The organism is Rhizobium sp. CB3060 (genome assembly GCF_025200735.1).
GTDB lineage: Bacteria > Pseudomonadota > Alphaproteobacteria > Rhizobiales > Rhizobiaceae > Rhizobium.
The window spans coordinates 159,050-179,828 of the sequence record NZ_CP104160.1; the positions used below are offsets into that span (position 1 = coordinate 159,050).

The 20,779-nt window shown below is 54.9% G+C and carries 18 protein-coding genes; 10 read left to right on the top strand and 8 right to left on the bottom strand.

What is annotated here, in order from left to right; all coding sequences use genetic code 11:
• Positions 1-315: 315 nt before the first annotated feature.
• Entirely contained in the window at positions 316-1,203 is an 888-nt protein-coding gene (locus N2601_RS30310; protein WP_260305696.1) for an omptin family outer membrane protease, read from the top strand.
• A gap of 139 nt (positions 1,204-1,342) precedes the next feature.
• Here N2601_RS30310 and N2601_RS30315 read toward each other — a convergent pair whose 3' ends face one another.
• Positions 1,343-1,795 (bottom strand): SgcJ/EcaC family oxidoreductase, encoded by a 453-nt coding sequence (locus N2601_RS30315; protein ID WP_260305697.1) that lies wholly within the window; start codon positions 1,793-1,795, stop codon positions 1,343-1,345.
• Between the two features lie 398 nt (positions 1,796-2,193).
• Here N2601_RS30315 and N2601_RS30320 point away from each other — a divergent pair, with 398 nt between their 5' ends.
• The 3 genes from N2601_RS30320 to N2601_RS30330 all read left to right on the top strand — a co-directional run bounded on the left by N2601_RS30320 (position 2,194) and on the right by N2601_RS30330 (position 6,071).
• A complete protein-coding gene (locus N2601_RS30320) occupies positions 2,194-3,096 on the top strand; it encodes a calcium-binding protein (RefSeq protein WP_311319473.1) in 903 nt (300 codons plus the stop codon).
• A gap of 797 nt (positions 3,097-3,893) precedes the next feature.
• On the top strand, positions 3,894-4,832 hold the full coding sequence (locus N2601_RS30325; protein WP_260305698.1) for a LysR family transcriptional regulator: 939 nt from the start codon (positions 3,894-3,896) through the stop codon (positions 4,830-4,832).
• A 189-nt stretch (positions 4,833-5,021) separates the two neighbouring features.
• A complete protein-coding gene (locus tag N2601_RS30330) occupies positions 5,022-6,071 on the top strand; it encodes an AraC family transcriptional regulator (RefSeq protein WP_260305699.1) in 1,050 nt (349 codons plus the stop codon).
• A 569-nt stretch (positions 6,072-6,640) separates the two neighbouring features.
• Here the strand turns inward: N2601_RS30330 and N2601_RS30335 are convergent.
• On the bottom strand, positions 6,641-6,859 hold the full coding sequence (locus tag N2601_RS30335) for a hypothetical protein (protein ID WP_260305700.1): 219 nt from the start codon (positions 6,857-6,859) through the stop codon (positions 6,641-6,643).
• Positions 6,860-7,359: 500 nt separating this feature from the next.
• On the opposite strand from N2601_RS30335, the gene N2601_RS30340 reads away from it, so the two are divergent.
• The 6 genes from N2601_RS30340 (at position 7,360) to N2601_RS30365 (ending at position 13,671) form a co-directional block, all read left to right on the top strand.
• Positions 7,360-7,950, top strand: a complete 591-nt coding sequence (locus tag N2601_RS30340) for a NodA family N-acyltransferase (RefSeq protein WP_260305701.1) — start codon at positions 7,360-7,362, stop codon at positions 7,948-7,950.
• A gap of 223 nt (positions 7,951-8,173) precedes the next feature.
• Positions 8,174-10,048 (top strand): acyltransferase family protein, encoded by a 1,875-nt coding sequence (locus tag N2601_RS30345; protein WP_445945068.1) that lies wholly within the window; start codon positions 8,174-8,176, stop codon positions 10,046-10,048.
• A 94-nt stretch (positions 10,049-10,142) separates the two neighbouring features.
• On the top strand, positions 10,143-10,424 hold the full coding sequence (locus N2601_RS30350) for an acyl carrier protein (protein WP_260305703.1): 282 nt from the start codon (positions 10,143-10,145) through the stop codon (positions 10,422-10,424).
• Entirely contained in the window at positions 10,425-11,633 is a 1,209-nt protein-coding gene (locus N2601_RS30355; protein WP_260305705.1) for a beta-ketoacyl-[acyl-carrier-protein] synthase family protein, read from the top strand. It begins immediately after the preceding gene.
• Positions 11,634-11,804: 171 nt separating this feature from the next.
• Positions 11,805-13,244 (top strand): amino acid permease, encoded by a 1,440-nt coding sequence (locus N2601_RS30360; protein ID WP_260305810.1) that lies wholly within the window; start codon positions 11,805-11,807, stop codon positions 13,242-13,244.
• Positions 13,225-13,671, top strand: coding sequence for a hypothetical protein (locus N2601_RS30365; RefSeq protein ID WP_260305706.1), 447 nt, complete (start codon positions 13,225-13,227; stop codon positions 13,669-13,671). Before N2601_RS30360 ends, N2601_RS30365 begins: the two co-directional genes overlap by 20 nt.
• 68 nt (positions 13,672-13,739) lie before the next feature.
• Here the strand turns inward: N2601_RS30365 and N2601_RS30370 are convergent, their stop codons facing one another.
• From N2601_RS30370 to N2601_RS30395, 6 genes are all read right to left on the bottom strand, one after another.
• A complete protein-coding gene (locus N2601_RS30370; RefSeq protein ID WP_260305707.1) occupies positions 13,740-15,281 on the bottom strand; it encodes a SulP family inorganic anion transporter in 1,542 nt (513 codons plus the stop codon).
• Positions 15,282-15,285: 4 nt separating this feature from the next.
• The gene (locus N2601_RS30375; RefSeq protein WP_260305708.1) at positions 15,286-15,978 is read right to left on the bottom strand and encodes a carbonic anhydrase; all 693 of its coding nucleotides are present in this window, start codon (positions 15,976-15,978) and stop codon (positions 15,286-15,288) included.
• Between the two features lie 412 nt (positions 15,979-16,390).
• A complete protein-coding gene (locus tag N2601_RS30380) occupies positions 16,391-17,536 on the bottom strand; it encodes an MFS transporter (protein WP_260305709.1) in 1,146 nt (381 codons plus the stop codon).
• A gap of 92 nt (positions 17,537-17,628) precedes the next feature.
• On the bottom strand, positions 17,629-18,597 hold the full coding sequence (locus tag N2601_RS30385; RefSeq protein ID WP_260305710.1) for a class I SAM-dependent methyltransferase: 969 nt from the start codon (positions 18,595-18,597) through the stop codon (positions 17,629-17,631).
• Positions 18,594-19,946 carry an STM4012 family radical SAM protein gene (locus N2601_RS30390; protein WP_260305711.1) on the bottom strand — a complete coding sequence of 451 codons (1,353 nt, stop codon included), beginning with the start codon at positions 19,944-19,946 and terminating at the stop codon, positions 18,594-18,596. The genes N2601_RS30385 and N2601_RS30390 overlap by 4 nt, the downstream gene beginning before the upstream one ends.
• 23 nt (positions 19,947-19,969) lie before the next feature.
• The gene (locus N2601_RS30395; protein WP_260305712.1) at positions 19,970-20,413 is read right to left on the bottom strand and encodes a pseudoazurin; all 444 of its coding nucleotides are present in this window, start codon (positions 20,411-20,413) and stop codon (positions 19,970-19,972) included.
• Positions 20,414-20,779 lie beyond the last annotated feature (366 nt).

The window sequence follows — 20,779 nt, forward strand, 5'->3', positions numbered from 1 at the left end:
GAGCCAGTTTGAATGGATGTTAGGGAAAGGGGTCGAATGGCACTTTACATCGGTTTATATAGGCAAGGAGCACACCGGCGGCATACGTCGAACGTCGTCGTTTTACCACCGCGCGATACAGTTCGCCTTCGTAGACATCGCCTTTATGTCATGGCCGCTCGGAATGCACACCAACACCATTCTGCGGCGAGGCCGATTCGCAGATCGGAGAGTCCAGCGCGATCTGCGATACGCAGTGCGGCTGGGATATGGCGCTATAGATTCCTTTCGACAATTTTTATTCTCACCGCGTTCTGCGCAGCTCCAACAGCCGCCATGGCGACGGAAGAGACAATCTACACCTCGCCTTATGCCAGCTTCGTGATGGGTTTCGGATATACTCGTCTTAAGGGTAACGAACTTGTCTACAACGAGGTTGGTAATCGGATCAGTCGCTTGATCTGGGAAAGCCATGCGCCAGTTATGACGTCGGGTTTCAAGGCTGAGCTCGACAACAGCTGGACTATCTCCGCCAACGCCGCGATCAGCTTTTCTGGCGACAGCCACATGGAGGACTACGATTGGGAGAAAGCTTGGGGCTATGATGGCAAGGACTGGTCGTCTCGATCGGTTCATACGAATACTGATCTTGAACGATACGTTAACATTGATATTGCATCTGGGCACGACTTCGTGATCAACGATGCCACGACCGTCAATCTGCATGTCGGCTTCAAATACACCAACGTCAAATGGACCGCGTATGGCGGAACGTTTATTGACAGCTCGGGGGGATTTCGCAACGAGCGCTTCAACTTTGAGGACGGCGAGCGGGTCATCAGTTACGAACAACGCTACCCCGGCGTTTTCCTTGGCACCGAAGCGACCACGAAATACGGGGATTGGACCCTGTCGGCTCTTTTGCGTTGCGGCGCCGATGTCGATGCCAACGACATCGACAATCATTGGCTTCGCAATGTGGATTTCGAGGAAAAGTTCGGCGCGCATCCTTTCGTTTCGATCGGCGCCAAGGCCGTCTATCAGTTGACGGGCCGCGTCAGCCTCTTCTTTGCCGGCAATTTTGATCAGTACTTTCGCAGGAAAGGCGACACGACGGAATACGACATGTCGACCAGCCCCCCCGAAGTCGGATCTTACAAAGATGGCGCCGGCATGGACCTTTATGCCCTCACTCTGGCAGCCGGTTTCAAGCTCACGTTCTAGCCCGTTGTGACAATCTGGCGATTTGCTTCCGAAGCAAGGCAAGTGATGCTTGATAAAAGTTCTGGCTTAGAATGATGAGCTGGAGTTCATCGCAAGCGGGGTGCTGGCATTTCGCCAGCACGCGTAGCTGTCGCCAACCCTAGGTCTCAGGCATTGCTGAGGAGTGATGGGCTGTAATCATCCATTTTCCGTCCATGAACTCATAGGTGTAGGTGTAACGCGCGGGAATTTTGGTGCCGTCGGCGAATGAAAAGGTATAAATGCCGCTGTCCGTTGCCATGTTACATCCGATCCTAATCACGCGCAGATCGATCGATCCTTTCGGCCGCTTTTTGAGAAAGTGGTCGAAATAAGCGGCTCGCTGCTCGTGCGTCAGGCGCGGTGTGTTCGACAGCGTCGGTAGCAGGATCGCATTTTCCGCATAGTTCGCGGCAACTTTTTCGGAATCGAGCGTTCTGAGGGACGCATTCCAGCGGTCGAACAATTCAGCTACCTGCTGCTCGGTGATCGGTGCGCAGTTTACAGTCCCAGCGACGGCTTGCTGCAAAGATAAAGTGGAAAGTACTGCCGCGGCGGCAAGTGTAAGACGCATGCTTCATCTCCGGTTTTTAGTTGCACGAGCAGGTTCTCGGTAGGGCTTCTCTTGACTGCTTTTGATTGCTTTCAGCATCCGCGTGTGCGGTCGACGCCCCTTATTTTCGTCACTCGATAGCCCGCCTGATGCAGCATGGCCGTCAATTCGTAAAATCGATTGTTTGGATAACACGCATCCACGCCATCAATTTGCATTTTAAACACCGCGTCCCTCGTCAGAATTGCCGATCCAGCAAAGGCCCTGCCGCGGCGGATCTCAGCAAGCTGAATTCAGGGCTACTTTTGAGCAATGAGCTCTTTCAACACAAAGCGCGGCAAATGCGGAATTAACGTTCGAGAACGAAGTGCACAGCAATCCATCGGTGACATGGATGCAACCCATCGAAACAATCAATTATGCCCAATGTCCGAATAGAAATAGGTAGGCGCCACCTGGCGTTTTATTGCGCCGCATCACAAGGAGTATTTGCGATGGAAAAATTTTTCCGAGGTAGCGAGAACGCCGATAGCCTCTTTGGCAGCAATGGAGACGATGTGATCATTGATCACGGGGGCAACGACTGGATCGACTCTCGATCAGGCAATGACCGAGCCTTCGGCGGCGAGGGTAACGACCGGATCTTAGGGGGCGCGGGCAATGATCAGGTCCACGGCGAAGACGGCAACGACTATCTCTCCGGCGACAACGGCCGTGATAAACCCCCGATTTTCGGTGAGGACAACGACTATCTCTCCGGCGGAAAAGGCGATGATGTTCTCTTCGTCGGTGATGGCAGGGATCGGCTAAAAGGGGGCGAGGGGCGCGACACGTTCGTCTTCCAGTTCCACAATCCTCAGCCCGGGGACCACAATCCGATGCCAGGGGTGTTCCCGAAACAGGGACTAGACCCGGACATCTCCACCATCCTCGATTTCGATCCGGCGCAGGATACTTTCGCCTTCGACGCGATGGACCTTTACAACGACGGCTTCGGCGCGAATTTCGTCAATCACGCGAGCGTTCAGTCGGGCTTTCCGGTGGACACCTTCTATAGCGGCAAGGCCTCGGGTGCGAACGGCGAGCACGTCGTGGTGATCACTGACCGGAGTTTCGCCGATGGCACTGCCGCCGCACGCGCGATTTCAGGCGAGGCTGCCGGCGACATCCTTGTCTACCACGACAATAAGATGCACACTGCAAATCTCGCCTATGTCACCTCGGAAAATAGCGTGGATCCATTGGTTCATTTGCCTGGTGTGCAGACTGTGGCTGATCTTGCCAATATGCATCTGACAGGGTGGGATTTCACATTCGTCTGATTGCATGATTTGCCACGAATCCTTGCCCCTTTCAGGTGCACCGTTTTGGCTTGTCCGGGAGTTCGCCCCTCGCAGCCCCTCAATTGGGTTTTTGCGGCAGGCATTGCGATATGTCGAATTCCTGAAAGCGAGTTCTGAAGGCCGCGGGTTCTTACCACATGGTCGCGGAGTGCAAATGAACTTTGCAAAATCGCGACGGCCCGAAGGGAGGAGCAAGTCAATTCAGTTTTTAATGAACTGACAATTTAGCGACCGGCCGCCCGAGCGCGTCCTGTTGCTGCGCGATTTTGCCGGTACGAACGCTGAAGCTGACCGGGCAAGACACGTCGCATGTTATGAGGCACGGCGCGCCTGTATCCCTTTTGAAGCACGGTGTCGACATACCTTTCCACTAGCTCGTTCAAAGCCGCGTTCTAGGCAAGTTCGCCTTTCGGGATTAACGATGTGTGAGTTCGGTACCGTCACTGTCGAGCATCTGACACGCGTCCAGTTGGATGTTGAAACCATTTGCGACATCATCAATGTGCCTAAGGGCAACGGCCGGATGGAACCAAAATCAACGCCTGAAGACTGTGAAGCGCGCAACGGCAGGCGGCAGGTCATAATGTCCAAAATGTCAGGTTGCCTACAATCAAAACTAGTCGATTCGATCCCAAGATATCCGGATTACGCATCCAATGGTCTTTGCGATGCTGGTTGATCTTGCTTTGCAACTTCACGACGTCAGATCTGCCGCGCAAACATCGGAGCACTACTGTTCTTTTCAACCCTCACGATAATTCTGAGGCTAAATCGGTATGCGTTTCAAGGGTCTTGACCTTAATCTTCTCGTCGCATTGGACGCTTTGACGACTGAGCGTAACGTTTCAGCAGCGGCGTGCAGCATCAATCTCAGTCAGCCTGCGATGAGTGCCGCCGTCCGCCGGCTGCGCGACTATTTCGGCGATGACCTGTTTACGATGCAGAACCGAAAACTTATTCTGACGCCACGTGCGGAAAGCCTCGCCTCCGCGGTTCGAGAGACACTCCAGCACATTCAACTCAACGTTATTTCTGCCGGCAGCTTCGCACTGGACGAACCGGAGCGACACTTCACGATTGCGCTTTGTGATTTCATGACGACCGTGTTCTTCCGGAAAATCATAAAGCGGCTGGCACGGGAAGCTCCCGCAGTCAGTTTCGAGTTGATTCCGCTCCCAGATAACCCGGACCAGCTTCTGCGGCGGGGCAAAGCAGATTTTCTGATTCTTCCGGAATTGTTCATGTCAAGCGCACATCCGAGAGCGAAGCTGTTCGACGAAAAGTTCGTGTCTGTTGGCTGTACGACGAATACGAAGCTATCTCGGCATCTTACAGTCAGAGACTATATGTCGATGGGCCACGTCACGGCTAAGTCTGGGGTTGGCCAACAGCAATCGCTTGAGGATTTTTATCTATCGGAAAGAGGTGTCAAAAGGCGTATCGAAGTCGCCGTTCAGAGCTTTGGGATGGTGCCGGCAGCGCTGTTGGGCACCGACAGACTCGCGATTATGCCTCTGCGACTGGTGAAGCATCTCGCACCATCTATGCCCTTGCGGATTGTGGAAAGTCCAATACCTCTTCCAGCGTTCACCGAGGGCATCCAGTGGCCAGCCTCCCATGAAAACGATCCGGCGAGCACCTGGATGCGTGAGATAATTCTGCAGGAGGCGTACCGCATAGCAAGCCCTTCCATGTGTCGCGAAGGTGACACTTAGGAGACGGAAATGAAGTTGAGCCTCCACAAGATTGCCGAGCGGATCGGTCTTTTATGACGACGAACCGCGGACGGACTTCCCTAAGGCCTCACGGGCGTATGAGCCGGGGTTCATTTCCGCGGTGACTAACCGGAAATTAGCGCTCGAAGAATGCAGTATCCAAATTGTAATCACGAACAGGCGTATCGGATGTCGCAAAGCAGTAACCCACATTTGACATTTAGGCGTGATGGATCGTCATTTGATGGCATGATCGAAACACTCGGTACCGCCTTTGGCGAGTATAAAGCCGAGCTTGTCAGCCCCGTCGATGACTTCCAATGGAGTCTTGATTTTTCCACCTGCGACTGTGCCACCGTGATCAAGGGTTTTCATCAACACGAGTTCGAGTTTCAGATTGAGCCTACCATCAACGCAGTGGAGCATTTGTCGATTGTGCTACCGCGTAGCGGCGGCATGGGAGTGACCTACGGCCCGCGCGAAGCCACCGCTCGACATGGTAAGTTGCTCTTATACAACAATCTTGAGCCAGAGAGCGTCACGATGTTCGGCCGATCGAACATCATTGACGAACTTTTGCTCGACTGGAATGTTATTCTGCAGACGCTCGATCAAACCTTCGAGACGCCATTCAGTGGATCATTAGGCCTTCTTCCGGAATTGGAAATGTCGACGTCGACGGGTCAGATGATCGGCTCTCTCGCTGAGACCGTCATTCGTGGGTTGCGCGATCCCTCGGTTCGATCCCCAATTGCAATGGCGCATATCACGCAAGCTTTGGCCGACCTGATAATACGCTTTGTCCCTCACAAGCTTTCGCACCTGCTCGACAGGAAGCCCTACATGATTGCCCCGAGACATGTCCGGCGCGCGATTGAATATATGGAAGCCAATATCGGCCAGCCGATCAGAATTCCGATGGTCGCCAAAGCCGCTGGCGTCTCGACACGCGCATTGCAACTCGGGTTCCGTGCCTTCCGGGAGACCACGCCGGCCGCTTATTTGGCGATGCTTCGCCTGCGGGCGGCGCGGGTGGATTTACTTGATCCTGAGAATGGGCACACAACGAGAGAAATTTGCGTGAAATGGGGATTTCTTCACTTCGGGCGGTTCTCGGCGATGTACAAGGCAAATTACGGTGAAAGCCCTTCTCATACGAGAAAGCGCATCAGGGGTATGCAGCCGCGCTCGCGCCGGCAACAGAAAACTTTAGTGGGCAACTCAATCTCACAGAGATGATCTCTCGCGCGATAAATGATTAGATGCGCGTGGGCGGCTGGTCGGGCTGCGTCCGTCAGTTTCCCCAACTGCCTCGCTCTCCCGTGTCATTCGGACCATTGCAAGGTTCCGCTATGACCATCTTCATTTTTTGCCAATGGGATTCCTCCCGCGCCGATTGTCTGATATAGACCGGGCGCCCTGTCGCTGGCGCATCAATGCCATCCGCGTCAGCGCACCCGCCCTGTCATTGCTTGCCACGTGGTAATGACAGGGCAACCTGGTCGATCGAGCGTAATGATGAACAGGGATCCCGGGGACGATTCCCCTGGCCGACCCATCGATGTCGATGGTAATCAATCACGCCGCAGCCGGCGAACACCGGAGTGGATCATAGCGTGCGCCGCTAGCCTTCCGCTTTCGATTTGCGATCGCATTGCCAGGCCGTCTTACACTGCCGAGTGAAGCTCGTCCGGGGACAAGAAAACCAAGCCGACGACGTTCTCAATCAGCGTTGCTGAAGATGATTCGTAACGGCAGGCTATGCCCGCGCGAGGCATTCCGGAGCGAATTGCTGATGTTGCGAGGGCCTAGTCTGGCGCGCCTTCAAGGAGGCCGTCATAGACTTGCATGAGCGCGTTGGTGATAGCCTGTCCAAGAGCATTACCTGTTTCGCGGACTGCATCTTCGGTTCCATCACGCGCGGCCTTGGCCAGATCAAAACCCTGTTCACCGACAATCTGCTTGGCAACCTCAATAGCCCAGATGCCAAAGTCACCCCGGTTGTCGATCCTGATGCTTTCTTCCATTCTTCGTCCCGTCCATTTATGCAAGAGCGCTTTACGCGTCCATTCCCGAAATGGCCAGCACTGCTGACCAATCGCCATCCAGCACTATGATGATTCGAATTAAGTGCGAGCGATTTTTCTCATGTTCACAATGCAAGCGACTTCCAGTCGCTGGCGCATTGAGTTCAACAAGAGTTTAAGAGTCGCGCTTATGGGATGCAACCCATTCATCGCTTGGATGCACCGCATCCAAATAATCGATTTTACGAATTGTGCGCTATGATCCATTAAAGGAACATCGCTTGATCGCTATCAAGTACATTGATGGCTGTCGCAAGCGGTTCGCGAATGGACAGGTATTTGGTTGCAAAGCCCCACAGTCAGGAACCCAGCGCCACGATCGATCCTATAGGCATGAGGGCTACAGTCGGCGGCAGACGAATGCCTTTTAGGCGTCCTCAACCCGGTGACTTTCATCGCATAGCTGCTTTTAAAAAACACTCGGAAGAGGAGATTTTTGCATGTGCTCTCAAATGCGGTGGAGACTATGCTGGGAAAGCGAGCTGGAACTCGCCGATCATGTGGAACTCGCCAACTTCTTTCGAACGACCTACGGGCCAACCGGGGCCTTTAATGCAAAACCATTCGAGGGCAGTCAAAGCTGGGCCGGAGCAAGACCCGAGCTTCGCCTCATCGGTTATGACGCTCACGGGATCGCCGCTCATCTGGGACTGCTACGTCGCTTCATTAAAGTTGATGGAATTGACCTGCCGGTAGCTGAGTTGGGATTGTACGGGATACGCACCGATCGCGAAAGACTTGGAATGAGCCATTCAATCCGAGCCATGCTTCCAACCCTCCAGGATCTCGCCGTTCCGTTTGCTTTCGGCACGGTTCGGCCAGAGTTGCAAAGGCATATCGAGAGGTTCGGCCGTTACGGTCCTGTGACGGTTTTTTCGGACGTTCGCGTGCGGTCCACCCTACAAGAGCCGCGTCTCGATAAGCCGCCCACACGCATCGATGACGCACTTGTCGTCGTTCTGCCGATTGGACGATCAATGTCCGATTGGCCTGCTGGCTCGATGATCGATCGCAATGGACCGGAGCTATGACGCGCCTGGCCTGCCAATGCGCCGTATATGTCGAGTGCACCTAGGGCCGCAGCGCGCTCATGAAGTCAGAACCGATCCAGCGCTGGCTTGCTTGGGCAGCCTACTAAACAGTCACCTTTCGGCCAAGTCATCGGTCAATCCCATCAATTGAGAATTACATCAGGTCCTACCGATGCCACGAGAATTTCGAGCCGATATCCAAGCCCTACGAGGGCTCGCTGTTTTGCTGGTTGTTCTCTATCATGCCCATATTGGGCCGTTCGCAGCTGGTTATCTTGGCGTTGATGTTTTTTTCGTAATTTCGGGCTTTCTGATCACCGATCTGATCAGTAGGCAACTGGAGCAGTCGCGGTTCAGCTTCTTGGAATTCTACTATAGACGTGCGAAGCGTCTGTTGCCGGCCGCCTACGTCGTTATTGCGCTTACGACGATCGCTGCGCCTCTTTTTCTGTCGGACGTGGGGCTGCGGGAGTTCCGCAATCAGGTGATAGGGGCCCTCACATTTTCCGCCAACATCGTTCTTTGGTTGCAGGCGGACTATTTCGGCCCTGTCGCCGAACGGATGCCCCTCCTGCATTTTTGGTCGCTCTCGATCGAAGAACAATATTACCTGCTGCTGCCTCTCTTCTTGGTTTCGGTTCCCAGGAGATGGTGGCTCGTTGGAATTGCCATGCTCCTTGTCGCCAGCCTGACCCTGTGTGTTTGTCTGGTCACCTGGAACCCCTCGGCTGTCTTTTATCTTCTGCCGACCCGATCTTGGGAAATGGCCATGGGTTCACTCGGGGCTTTGCTTCCCATCAGGCCCTTGGTGTCTGCCGCGCTTGCGAAGTTACGTTTCCCAGCACTCGCGCTTCTCCTCCTTGCCCCGATGGGTTTTGCTCATCCCGTCGTCAATGGCGCTTTGGTTTGCTTGGCCACTCTCGCTCTCCTACGCGCGCCTAACTGGGACAACGCGGTCGTGCGTGGCATGAGGAGGATCGGTGACCTCTCTTACTCGCTTTATCTCATCCATTGGCCCGTGCTCGTCTATGTGAGAGCTGTGTGGTTGGCGGAACCTCCAGCGCTTGCGATCTATGCGGCCGTTGCTTTTTCAATGGTTGGGAGCTGGGCGCTTTACAGGTTCGTGGAGGAGCCATTCCGACGCGGATACGCCATGTCGCGCGTCCGGCTGGTCTCGGGATTGGCTGCAACATCGGTTCTGCTCGCCTCCTCGCCCTCCCTTGCCATTGCCGCGACCGAGAGCAAATCTGATTTCGCCACCATCCGGCGGATCAACTACGGCCTGGGAAGAGCATGTGATTTCAGCCTGGGATCGCCTCCCCAGGAAATCCCCAAGAGCTGCCAGACGGCAAGCAGGCCCGAGCTATTGGTCTGGGGCGATTCTTTTGCAATGGCACTTGTTCCGGGCCTGGCCAAAACAGTTGGCGAAGGCGGCCTTGCCCAGCTCACGATGAGCGGGTGTCTCCCCGTCATTGGCGTTGCTGCTGTCTCGAGGGAATTAGCGTCACCCTTTTCCCTTGCCTTTGCCCAGGATTGCATTGCCTTTAACGACCGCGTTTTGGCCATTTTGAAAAACCGACCGGAGATAAGCACAGTTGTTATTTCAAGCCCTTTCGACACGCCTGTATCGGGTGAATTTATCCTGCTCAAGAGAAATGGTGAGACTTTCACTGAGGGCGAACTCTCGCTCTATGCAGCCGTTGAAGGGATCAAGGCTCTCGTCGAAGCCGTTCGGGCAACGGGCAAGCGCGTCGTTGTGGTTGCTCCTCCGCCAGTCGGAAACTTCGACATCGGCGATTGCCTGGAGCGCAAGGCGAGGGGGAGCATTATGCTTGGGCGCTACAGCGACTGCAAAATAGATGTGAGTGAATATCGTCGCAGACGCGCCCGCACCCTGGAGCTGTTAAACGAAGCAGCGCTAAAGGCCGACGTAGAAGTCGTTTCCTACCACGACTTTCTCTGCGACGGCACAAAATGCAAAACCGAGATCGACGGCAAATTCCTTTACCGAGATGGCGGTCACCTTTCCTATGAAGGATCTGAGATCATTGCTCGCCAGACAAATCTTGCTGAGAGGCTGATCAGGGCCGCTCGCTAGAGCATTTTGGGCCAATCAAATCCTTCCATTTCGAGGGAGGGGACACGTTCCTGGTGCCACCTGTGCGTCGTAGGAAAAATCGAGAGGAGACAATATGGCAGATCAAATCGCAGATAACGTCATCGCCATGATCAAGAAAAACGCTGCTGCGTATGGCACCGACAGAGATCCCTCCTTGAGCGACGCCGAAATAACGACTGAGACCGAGCTGACCTCGCTCGGTATCGATTCGATAGGACTGGCGGATATCCTCTGGGATCTGGAGCAAGCCTATGACATCGGCATCGAGTTTAACACCGCAGACGCCTGGGCAAATCTTAAAACTGTCGGTGATCTCATTGAAGCCGTCCGCGCTTTGAGAGTAAGGGAGGCTTGAATGGACAGGCGCGTCGTTATCACTGGAATGGGCGGCCTATGCGGACTGGGAACCAACCACACCTCCATCTGGGAAGCAATGCGCGAAGGACGTTCCGCTATCGGCCCAATCGCCAATTCAGACCTTCACGAGTTGAAGGGCATGATCGGCGCCGAGATCAAGGCGCTACCGGAGCATGGCCTAAATTCCAAGCAAACCAATTCAATGGACCGCTTCAGCTTGCTTGCCGTGATTGCCGCACGCGAAGCTGCAAGACATGCCGAACTCTCCATTGACGAAGGAAACACCTATCGCATCGGTGCGATGGTGGGTGTTGGCGTGTGCGGCTGGGAAGCGATCGAAGGAAACTATCGCGCTCTTCTTTTAGATGGCGCTCGGCGGGCTGCCATCCTTACTGCACCCAAGGTTATGCCGAGTGCTGCCGCCGCTCAGGTCAGCATGAGCCTTGGCTTGCGCGGTCCGGTTTTCGGCGTCACATCCGCCTGTGCCTCGGCCAATCATGCCATCGCCTCGGCAGTGGATCAGATCAGGCTCGGCCGCGCCGACGTGATGCTGGCCGGCGGCAGCGAAGCCCCGCTTGTGTGGGGCGTGCTGAAGTCTTGGGAAGCGCTGCGCATACTCGCGCCCGATACCTGCCGACCCTTCTCCGCCGACAGAAAAGGCGTGGTATTAGGCGAGGGCGCGGCAATGGCGGTATTGGAAAGCTATCAGCATGCGGCACGGCGGGGTGCGACGATACTTGCCGAAATCGCCGGCGCTGGTCTTTCCGCCGACGCATTCGACATCGTTGCACCTGCCGTCGAAGGGCCGGTGGCCGCGATGCGCGCCTGCCTTTCTGATGCTGAGCTGAATGCTGAGGACGTGGATTATCTAAATGCGCATGGCACTGGTACCAGAGCCAACGATCAGATCGAAACAGCAGCGATCAAACGTGTCTTCCGACATCATGCCAACTCGATGTCCGTCTCCTCAACCAAATCCGTGCACGCGCATTGCCTCGGTGCGTCGAGCGCGCTCGAGATGATCGCCTGTGTGATGGCTCTGCGCGAAGGCGTCGTGCCGCCGACCGCCAACTACCGCGAGCCGGATCCTGCTTGCGATCTCGATTTTACTCCCAATGTGCCGCGCGAGCGGAAATTGCACGTAGCACTGAGCAACGCCTTCGCCATGGGCGGCACGAATGCCGTTGTGGCATTCAAGCGGGTATAGACCAGGCGTTTTCCTCGCCTTGCCTGTCAATGATGCCGTGCTGAATGTCGGATTTTAGTCGTCTGGCGCGAGCTGTGCCAGTGGCTATCTGACTTGGATGATGTTGTCTGCTGGCGCCCGTGAGCTTTGGCCGATCATCAGCCGTCGATCATAAACGACGAGAGGTACTCAATGAATATAGCACCACGGAACTCCGTAGATTCGCATCGAAAAGAGGATGATCATCTTGCACGTCACCTTTCCAACCGGCATCTCCAGCTTATAGCCATCGGAGGCGCAATTGGCACCGGTCTTTTCATGGGATCCGGAAAGACCATTTCGCTCGCCGGGCCTTCGATCTTGCTCGTCTACGCGATCATTGGCTTCATGCTTTTCTTTGTCATGCGTGCGCTCGGAGAAATCCTGCTATCCAATTTGGAATATCGTTCGTTTGCGGATTTCGCCGGGGATTATCTCGGGCCCTGGGCGCAGTTTTTCACCGGCTGGACCTACTGGCTTTCCTGGATTGTGACCGGGGTGGCCGACGTTGTCGCCGTTTCCAGCTACGTGTCATATTGGCTCCCAGACATTGCGCTCTGGGTACCAGCGCTTGGTCTGATATTCACGCTTCTCGCCCTCAACCTGCCGACGGTGCGCAATTTCGGTGAAATCGAATTCTGGTTTGCGCTCATCAAGATTGTCACTATCGTGTCACTCATCCTTGCCGGTGTTTACATGCTTTCCAAAGGCTTCACACTGCCCAATGGAAGCACGGCATCGGTCTCGCATCTGTGGCTGCATGGCGGCTTCTTTCCGAATGGTTTCCACGGTTTCGTTGCCGGTTTCCAAATTGCTGTGTTTGCCTTTGCAGGTGTCGAACTCGTTGGAATGACCGCGGCAGAGACCAAAGACTCGGCCCGCAACCTGCCAAAGGCAATCAACTCGATTCCGGTGCGCGTGGCACTCTTCTATCTCGGTGCCCTGTTCGTCATCCTTACGGTCATCCCATGGAATGAAGTCGATCCGAATTCGAGCCCGTTTGTCGCTATGTTTTCGCTTGCTGGACTTGGTATTGCCGCCCATGTGGTGAATTTCGTCGTATTGACCTCGGCGACATCAAGTGCCAACTCAGGCATATATTCAACATCGCGCATGGTCTACGGACTTGCGACCCTCCGGCTGGCCCCGAGCCTATTCGGCAAGTTGAACCGAAGGAAAGTGCCGGTAAATGCATTGTTCTTCTCGTGCGTCTTTCTGCTGGCCGGAATCGGACTGCTATATTCCGGGGATAACGTCATCGAGGCTTTCACGATCGTCACGACGGTATCTGCAGTGCTTATCATCTTTATTTGGTCGATCATCCTTGCATCTTACCTGCAATATCGTCGCAAGCGGCCTGACTTGCACGAAAAATCCAGCTTTAAACTGCCCGGCGGACGTGCGGCTGTCGCAATGGTCTTCGGCTTCTTCATCTTCATCCTGTGGGCTTTGGCGCAGAAGCCGGACACGGCTGTCGCCTTGAAGGTTACGCCGCTGTGGTTCGTATTGCTCGCAATCGCCTATGTAGTAGTCAAAAAGGCACGACGCTCACGATTATCCGTCGAGGGTGGAAATGGTCTCGATCGAATATGACGAGATTTTCCGCCGGATAAGATGCAGCAAGGCGCCGGTGCGCCCCGCTGGCGCTCAGCTTCTCTGCCTGGTCGCCTTTTCCGAAGACCTGCTTGATCCCTGTAACTCAAGAAAGTGGCAGATGGATCCGACAAAGCGTTTCCGGTTCGAATGCGAGTTTGTAGGAAGAACCACGGATTGTCAGAAACCCGACACGGCCGGCCGCCAATCAAGCAGCGAAGCTCTTCCTTCGCTATCGCGCTCAGAAACGCAGGAAGCGTCGCTCTGCAAACGGACGACAAGCCGGCCTAAGCAATACGAAGCGCAGCGCGCGTTTTCAAATCCAGATGCGACGGTCGCTCCTTTTAAGCCGGGCAGCGCGGACGCACCAAAAAATCTCAGGAGAAACAGGCAAGCTTCTTTAAATCATAATTTGCGAGGCGGTTGATCAAAGGCATAAGATCCGGATGGCCGAGAATGTCTTCGCCCATCTGCTGCTCGGCAGTCCCCTGCGACTTATCCTGCGGGTTCCGCGGTCTCGGCGGTCAATCGCTTGAAGATCGGCACCAACCGCGGATGACGGCCGGCGGGTGGATGCTGAATATCAACCGTGCGCCCCACTTTCTTCTGCCGCTTAAGCCAATCGCGTAAGGTCTCTGCGCAGGTATGGTCGACATAGTGCAAATCGCTGCTGGCGATCCGGACCGTGCAACCAGCTGGAAGCGATTCCAAAGTATTAAGGAGCGCGGGAACATCCCTGCAAGTCGCAACGCCTCCAAGCGTCAGATGAACCGTCTCAGCATCTTCCATTCGATCGATAGCAAGCTTGCGCCGTAGATAAGGAAGGACCTCGAAAATCGAGAGCGTCAAACCTAGAGCCACGCCTACGAGCAAGTCCTGCAAGACGACCATGGCAACGGTCGCAACCCAGATGCCCACGGGCACCCAACCATGATGATCGAAGAGATCGCGCACGTGATGAAGGCTGATCAGCCGCCAACCCGTCACGAGCAGTATTGCGGCGAGCGCCGTCAGCGGCACCGTGGAAAGCAATTGCGGCAGCAATACCGTAAGCCCAAGAATCCAGACGCCATGCAGGACGGCCGATGCCCGTGTCTGCGCCCCGGCTTGGATATTTGCCGAGGAGCGTACGATAACACCAGTGATCGGTAGACCACCGAGCAGTCCGCAGAACCCATTGCCAATACCTTGTGCGAAAAGCTCCTTGTTGAAGCGTGTGCTGGCGCCGTCATGCATCCGGTCGACAGCCGCAGACGACAGCAATGATTCCGCACTGGCGATGACCGCAATTACGAGCGTTGTGATGACGATTCCAGGCTGAGCCATATTCGCGAAACTTTCCACTGTCGGCAATGAAATGCTGTTTGCTAGAGATGCAGGAACCTCGACCCTGGCAATCGGTAGCCGCATTGCAGCCGTTAATGTGGTTCCGGTGGCAACGCCTACCAGCGCACCCGGGACCAGCCTCAGCCGGTTCGGCCTGAATTTTTCCCAGCCGATCATCGCGAGCAAGGAAATCAGCCCTACAAGCAGGTCGACGGATTCGCTCGTCAAACCGGCCCCCCAAAGATGTCCGAATGTTCGCTCCATCGCCACGACGTTTTCAATGCCACCCGCAGCCGGTTTAGCCCCCATCAGAACGTGTATTTGTCCGAGGATGATCAGAATGCCGATACCGGCCAGCATACCGTGAACGACAGCGGGCGAGATTGCCCGAAACCATGAACCGATCTTCAGGAACGCGGCAAGGATCTGCAAAAGCCCGGCAACGATCAGGACCGGCCCGAGCATGGCCACTCCATATTGTTCGACAAAGCCGAAGACAACGACCGCCAGACCAGCGGCAGGGCCTGACACTTGCAGGGGCGAACCCGCCAGCAAGCCCACCACAATCCCGCCGACGATGCCTGATATAAGGCCCATGGCAACAGGCACGCCCGAGGCAACTGCAATTCCAAGGCAAAGCGGGATAGCAACGAAAAAGACGACAAGCGACGAGGAGAAATCGCGCGAAAAAGCGAAGTTGTTATTGGTCATGGCCCTACTCCGCTGCAACTGCGGCTGCGACTTGCGGCCGATCACGACCGGTAACGGCAACCGGCAACGGCCCGTCCTCGCGTATCTTTGTGAAGCGAGCGGCCGACCCGTCGTAAACCTCCACCTCGCCGGTTTCGATATCGAAAAACCACCCGTGCAGCGTTATGTCATTGGTCGCAAGTTTGGCTGCGACGGACGGATGTGTGCGCAGGTGGTCAAGCTGAACAATGACGTTCTCCATGGCGATAGCGCGGACCTTCTGACGTTCGGAAAGGTCGGCCGGATAGGCTTGGCAAACGATCGAATGCGCAGCGCAACCATGCTTCAGCCAAGCGGCGACGTTCGGCATGGATTTTAGCAATTCGGGACGGCAGAGGCCTTTCATCGCGCCACAATCGGAATGGCCACAAACGATGATGTCTCGAACCGCGAGAGCTACGACGGCATATTCTATTGCGGACGAAACGCCACCGTTTGCGGTGGAAAATGGTGGAACGATATTTCCGGCATTGCGGCATACGAACAGCTCGCCTGGTCCTGACTGCGTGATGGTTTCTGGCAGGACTCGACTGTCGGCGCACGAAATCATCAAGGCGTGCGGCTGCTGTCCCTCTTGCGCAAGCTTGCGGTAAAGTGCCTGGTAGTTCGGGAACACGGCACCGCGGAAATTCGAGATTCCTTTTAGTAGATCACCCATAGCAAGTCCTCATTGTGGGGGTGGATGGAAGCAGGGCGCGCGCCTGCCTCGGCGGAAATCATTTCGCAACTGCGAGATGGAAGTGTGATAAGCAAAGAGGATGCCAAGGCGTCGATCGCGCCATTCTATATTGTAATAATATGAGTGTGCTCAGTCCTTGATCACGGCTTGTCGCCATATCTGCCCGGAAAAGCCCGGTGGACGTCCGCGAGACCGCAATTGCCGGAGCAGGCATCGATTAAAGTTGGTAGTTGGTCCTCAACGGGATGCTGCGATGCGGAATTTTAAGCAACTACGAAGTTTTCCGTCCTGCTCGATGGAGGCGCAGTGCTGAGATCGGCGCAATGGCTCCACGAACGCTCGTAAGGACCACATCGAGGAGGTGGACGCGATCACCTGCCACACCGCACCATCAATGCGAGCTTCTGACCGACAAGATGGCCGTGGCCAAAGCTATCGCAGCCAGGCCGGCTGCCCCGATCGGCAGCACCGACACGTCATAATTTGCAATAAGCTTGCCGCCGACTACGGCGCCGCCGGCAACGCCTATGTGCATTGCGGTGACATTCGCACCGATGATAATGTCGCTCGGGCTTCGGCCGAGATCCGCAATATAGCTTTGGACGATCGGCGAGATCGACCAGCTCGCGCATCCCCACATTGACAGGCTCGCGAAAAAAAAGATGCTGCTTTCTGACATGCATAACAGCAACGTTGTGACGAGATAGATTGCAGGGCTGGCGACCAGCGCGAGCCGACGACCTGCGACGTCAGAGAGAATACCGGCAAGCATGCCGCCCGCCATGCCCGACGACCCGAAAACCGCGTAAAGAAAGGCCTCCCAATGTGGCCCGAAGAACCCCTTGCTTGCGGCGTAAGAGGTCAAATAACTGAAGAGGGTGAAATGACCTGCAATGAACAAAATGGAAACACACTGCGCCATCATCTGATTGCGATCTCGGAAATGAGCTAGATACAATTTGCCAAAAAGCGAGCGCTTGCTCCTCGACCCGACATTCGGTAGTCGGACGATTACAAGCCATATAGTGACGACAGATAGCCCGATCATCGCAAGGCCTACGGCGCGCCAACCAATCAGATGTGTAATCCAAACGCCCAGAGGCACCCCCAAAAAAAGTGAGCCGCTTATTCCAAGGTACACGGCGGCTATGGCACGAGCTCGGTATCTTTCCGAGACGATCTGAACTGCAGAACCGACGGCGCACACCGATATCTGCGCGCAAGCCATTGCCGTGATGATCCTCGAGGCGCTTATCACGAGCAGCCCCGATCCACCGATCACGACCGCCACATTGCTTCCTGCAAAGATCGATATCGCTGCGACGAGCGTCGGTTTTGGATCGAAACGATAGGAAATCAGTGCAGCGATCGGCGCGAAGAAGGCATAGGTGATCGAGAAAACTGAAATGACGCTACTTGCTTCGGACTCGCTTACTCCAAGGCTGCCGGCCATATCCGGCAGCACCCCGATGAAAACGTTCTCGGCCAATCCCGTGATAAACACAGCAATAGTGAGTACGAGAATTCGACTATCCATGCCGCCAACCGTGCTGGATTGGCGGCTTCTTGCGCGGACTCTTTTCCACCAGCTCTGCCCCATGCTCTCAGCAGTCCTCGTATGCCCTGGTTTCATTTTGTGTTTTGCGAGCCGAGATGCGCTCCTGCCTCAAACCCGTTTGACGTCCTCGGGACCGTTTGCAACGAGATCGGCTGCGTAAAGTACTCGTACTTGGCCGTCAGCACGCCTTGCGTGAACTGAAGCGCATGCTTGCCAAAGAACCACTCTTCAACAGCATAGCCGCGTGTCAGTTCGGTCGGCGAGGTAAGGTTCACTCCGGGCATTTCGATCCGATTGACCGTCGTCGGTCGGACGCATAACAGGCTGACGTCCGCAACATGCATCCCGAGCGGGATCTTTTCGAACAAGTCGCAAGGCAGCTCGTCGCTGTTCGACAGGTCGACTTTGGTGAATGGCAAAGGGCCGTCGGGCACTGCCTTTCTGGACACAAATTTTTCTACTGCGTGGACATGCGTCGCAATCCCGGGATGGGAATCCCATTTTGCATAGAAATCAGAGCGTAGTACCTGCCAATCTGCATATAATGATTCAAGATCGCCCCGATCGAATGAATTGGAGTGCCGGCACTCGTACGGAACGGGATACCGGGAAGTGCCGATGATTGTTGTAAAATTGTGAAATCCGCCCTCGTTGGTCCGTTGTCTCAACTCATTGACCAACGGAACCCACACATCCTTGCTCACAAAATGCAACGAAGAGTGCGCGAGAGCCAGGTCGTACCTCTGATCAGGCACGAAATCCTCAATTCTCCCTTCGATCACATTGATATTCAGCGAATGCTTGGCGGTAACCGATCTCAGCTTTCTGACCGCGCTCGATGACGATTCCAAAGCTGTTATCGTGTGCCCCCTGAATGCGAGAAAGAGAGCGTTCCTGCCTTCGCCGCACCCTAGGTCGACGACCGTTGCGTTTCTTGGCAGTTGCTGTTCTACCTCATAGACTTCGATGCTTGGCCCGCCCATAGTCCAGACGTTGGGATCCGAATAACCTCGTTCCCAAAACCGCTCACTGTCATTCATTTCGGGACGTACCTTTCTTCACGGATCTTCACGTGGTCCGAGAAGAGGTGATGGGCTATCAGGTTGCTGTATTTGTAACCTTTCCGGGTCAGGCGTATGGCCCCATCGGACCGCAAATCGATGCACCCTTCGACTTCCAGAGCATCTATCACTTCCAAAAAATCGGCGCGGAGATCCCGTTTGAAGCGTCGTGAATAATCCGATTCTGAAAGCTGGTTGAGGGTAAGATTGAGTAGAAAATATCTCAAACGTTCTTCGGATTCGTCTAATATCACTCCATATTTCAGCAAATTCCGGCCAGTGAGTTCGAGGTTTACGTAATCGTCTATGACTTTGCCGACGTTCTTCAGCGCGACAGCATAGTCGAGGCTGTAGTGGTATTTCCCGTTATAACTTCGCGCGCCTGCTCCGATGCCTATCGTCGGAATGCCGAGAAAGTCAGACGTTTCCTGGCTGTAGGCGCTGGTGCCTTCGGGAAGACAGGTAAAACGGGTGAAGGATTCCTGCCGATACGCATTATCCTGCATAAAATCGACATTGCTGTCGTAGATCGCATATTTGACATGGTCTTCCACATATTCCCCAGGTTGCGATCGCTGCTGCTTTTGCACAGCAGTGAGTGGCCGGGTGACCGCCGGGTAGAGCGAAACGGTTGTTGGCCGAAAGGACAAAACCCGCTCCAGCGAGCGTTTCCAACTTTCCTGTGTTTGACGGAAGAGACCGTAGATCAAGTCGAGGTTGAAATTATCAAAACGCGTCCGAATTGCTTCGATGGCGGAAATCGACACAGAAACCGGATATGGGCGTCCGGACGCTCTCAGTTCGACGGAATCCATCGTTTGGATTCCCATGCTGATCCGGTTCACGCCCTGGTTCTTCAAAAAATCTAGCAGTTCCCCGGACAGAGTGTCGGGAGAGCCTTCCACGCACAGCTCGGTTGAACGGTCGATATTTGGGAAGCCATTTCGAATGGAGGAGAAAATTTGGGCAAGCTGATCCATGGGCAGGAGAGTCGGGGTTCCGCCGCCGATATAGAGCGATGCCACAGGTCTGTGCCCCGCAAATGTTGCATAAAGGCGTATCTGCCAGCAGATCTTTTCGACATAACGTCGAATAAGATCCTCCGTGTGCCGCGTGGTCAAAAAGAGCGTACAATAGGTGCACCTATATCGGCAAAATGGCAAATGTATATATAACGATACCGGCGCCTGGTCGTTTGAATCCCACACATTGCTCAAACTAACGTTTTCAAGCTCTTTATATGTCCGTTTTGGGGGATAGCTATAGACATACGCCTTAAGGTCGCCTTGCCCGATTGCTTCCCGCAGGGAATTTGCAAATGATTGCATGCTCCTTTCTCCTGCGGCCGGCATTATTCGGCAATCTGCGCGAGGTCAGCGTCAAGGCGCTTGCGCACGAGGTTTGGAACGGTTGCAGTCTTAATGGCATCGAGATTGGTCGGGTGGTCGCCAACTTGAACGAGCGCCACCATGCCCATGCCGGCATGTGGCGTGCATTTCACCACATAGGCGCCGGGTATATCGAATTTTGCCCGATATTCTTCGTTTGCTTTGGATTTGAACTCCGGTGCGCCTTTTGGGATCAAACCCTTGAACGTTTCGACATTGTGTCCCTTATCAACCGGAATAAACGTGACCGTGTCGCCTGGTGCTATTTTCGTGAAACCTGGCTCGAAGACCATTGCGCCGTCCGTGCCCTTGTTCACCATCCGAATCTGGTAGTCCGCGGCCAAGGGTGGCGTCGCTGATGTGGCCAGCGCCGCCGTTGCGACGATCGTATAGATTTTCAAACGCATTTCTGATCTCCTTCGCGATAGCCCGATTAACCGGCCCGAAGTTTTAGGCGCGGACCGGCCGACATTCCTTGAGATCGAGCAATCTTAGATCAAATTCTGCGAAATCATGCGTGGCTGGTGTCCATCCGCGCGCGGATGAGGTCGCTGCGGCAACCACGCGTTCCGGCTCACGTTCTCAATGAGAACACTCCCAACGCGCCTCATCCTCGGGTGATTCAAAGCGCAATGGGATGCAATCAGGTGGGTCATCAAACAAAAATCGCAGCGATCGTTGAGAGAGATCAAGGACTGAGTGCCCCTCACGTGCGAATAGTTCCCCAACTGGTGAGAAAGACGGCCGCCTGTGGCGCGGTCGTCTGCGCTTCG

What these genes read in the sequence shown, in the direction of transcription:
- N2601_RS30310 (WP_260305696.1), top strand. Translation starts at nt 316, where the DNA reads ATGGCGACGGAAGAGACAATCTACACCTCGCCTTATGCCAGCTTCGTG.
- N2601_RS30315 (WP_260305697.1), bottom strand. Translation starts at nt 1,795, where the DNA reads ATGCGTCTTACACTTGCCGCCGCGGCAGTACTTTCCACTTTATCTTTG.
- N2601_RS30320 (WP_311319473.1), top strand. Translation starts at nt 2,194, where the DNA reads ATGCCCAATGTCCGAATAGAAATAGGTAGGCGCCACCTGGCGTTTTAT.
- N2601_RS30325 (WP_260305698.1), top strand. Translation starts at nt 3,894, where the DNA reads ATGCGTTTCAAGGGTCTTGACCTTAATCTTCTCGTCGCATTGGACGCT.
- N2601_RS30330 (WP_260305699.1), top strand. Translation starts at nt 5,022, where the DNA reads ATGTCGCAAAGCAGTAACCCACATTTGACATTTAGGCGTGATGGATCG.
- N2601_RS30335 (WP_260305700.1), bottom strand. Translation starts at nt 6,859, where the DNA reads ATGGAAGAAAGCATCAGGATCGACAACCGGGGTGACTTTGGCATCTGG.
- N2601_RS30340 (WP_260305701.1), top strand. Translation starts at nt 7,360, where the DNA reads ATGTGCTCTCAAATGCGGTGGAGACTATGCTGGGAAAGCGAGCTGGAA.
- N2601_RS30350 (WP_260305703.1), top strand. Translation starts at nt 10,143, where the DNA reads ATGGCAGATCAAATCGCAGATAACGTCATCGCCATGATCAAGAAAAAC.
- N2601_RS30355 (WP_260305705.1), top strand. Translation starts at nt 10,425, where the DNA reads ATGGACAGGCGCGTCGTTATCACTGGAATGGGCGGCCTATGCGGACTG.
- N2601_RS30360 (WP_260305810.1), top strand. Translation starts at nt 11,805, where the DNA reads ATGAATATAGCACCACGGAACTCCGTAGATTCGCATCGAAAAGAGGAT.
- N2601_RS30365 (WP_260305706.1), top strand. Translation starts at nt 13,225, where the DNA reads ATGGTCTCGATCGAATATGACGAGATTTTCCGCCGGATAAGATGCAGC.
- N2601_RS30370 (WP_260305707.1), bottom strand. Translation starts at nt 15,281, where the DNA reads ATGACCAATAACAACTTCGCTTTTTCGCGCGATTTCTCCTCGTCGCTT.
- N2601_RS30375 (WP_260305708.1), bottom strand. Translation starts at nt 15,978, where the DNA reads ATGGGTGATCTACTAAAAGGAATCTCGAATTTCCGCGGTGCCGTGTTC.
- N2601_RS30380 (WP_260305709.1), bottom strand. Translation starts at nt 17,536, where the DNA reads ATGGATAGTCGAATTCTCGTACTCACTATTGCTGTGTTTATCACGGGA.
- N2601_RS30385 (WP_260305710.1), bottom strand. Translation starts at nt 18,597, where the DNA reads ATGAATGACAGTGAGCGGTTTTGGGAACGAGGTTATTCGGATCCCAAC.
- N2601_RS30390 (WP_260305711.1), bottom strand. Translation starts at nt 19,946, where the DNA reads ATGCAATCATTTGCAAATTCCCTGCGGGAAGCAATCGGGCAAGGCGAC.
- N2601_RS30395 (WP_260305712.1), bottom strand. Translation starts at nt 20,413, where the DNA reads ATGCGTTTGAAAATCTATACGATCGTCGCAACGGCGGCGCTGGCCACA.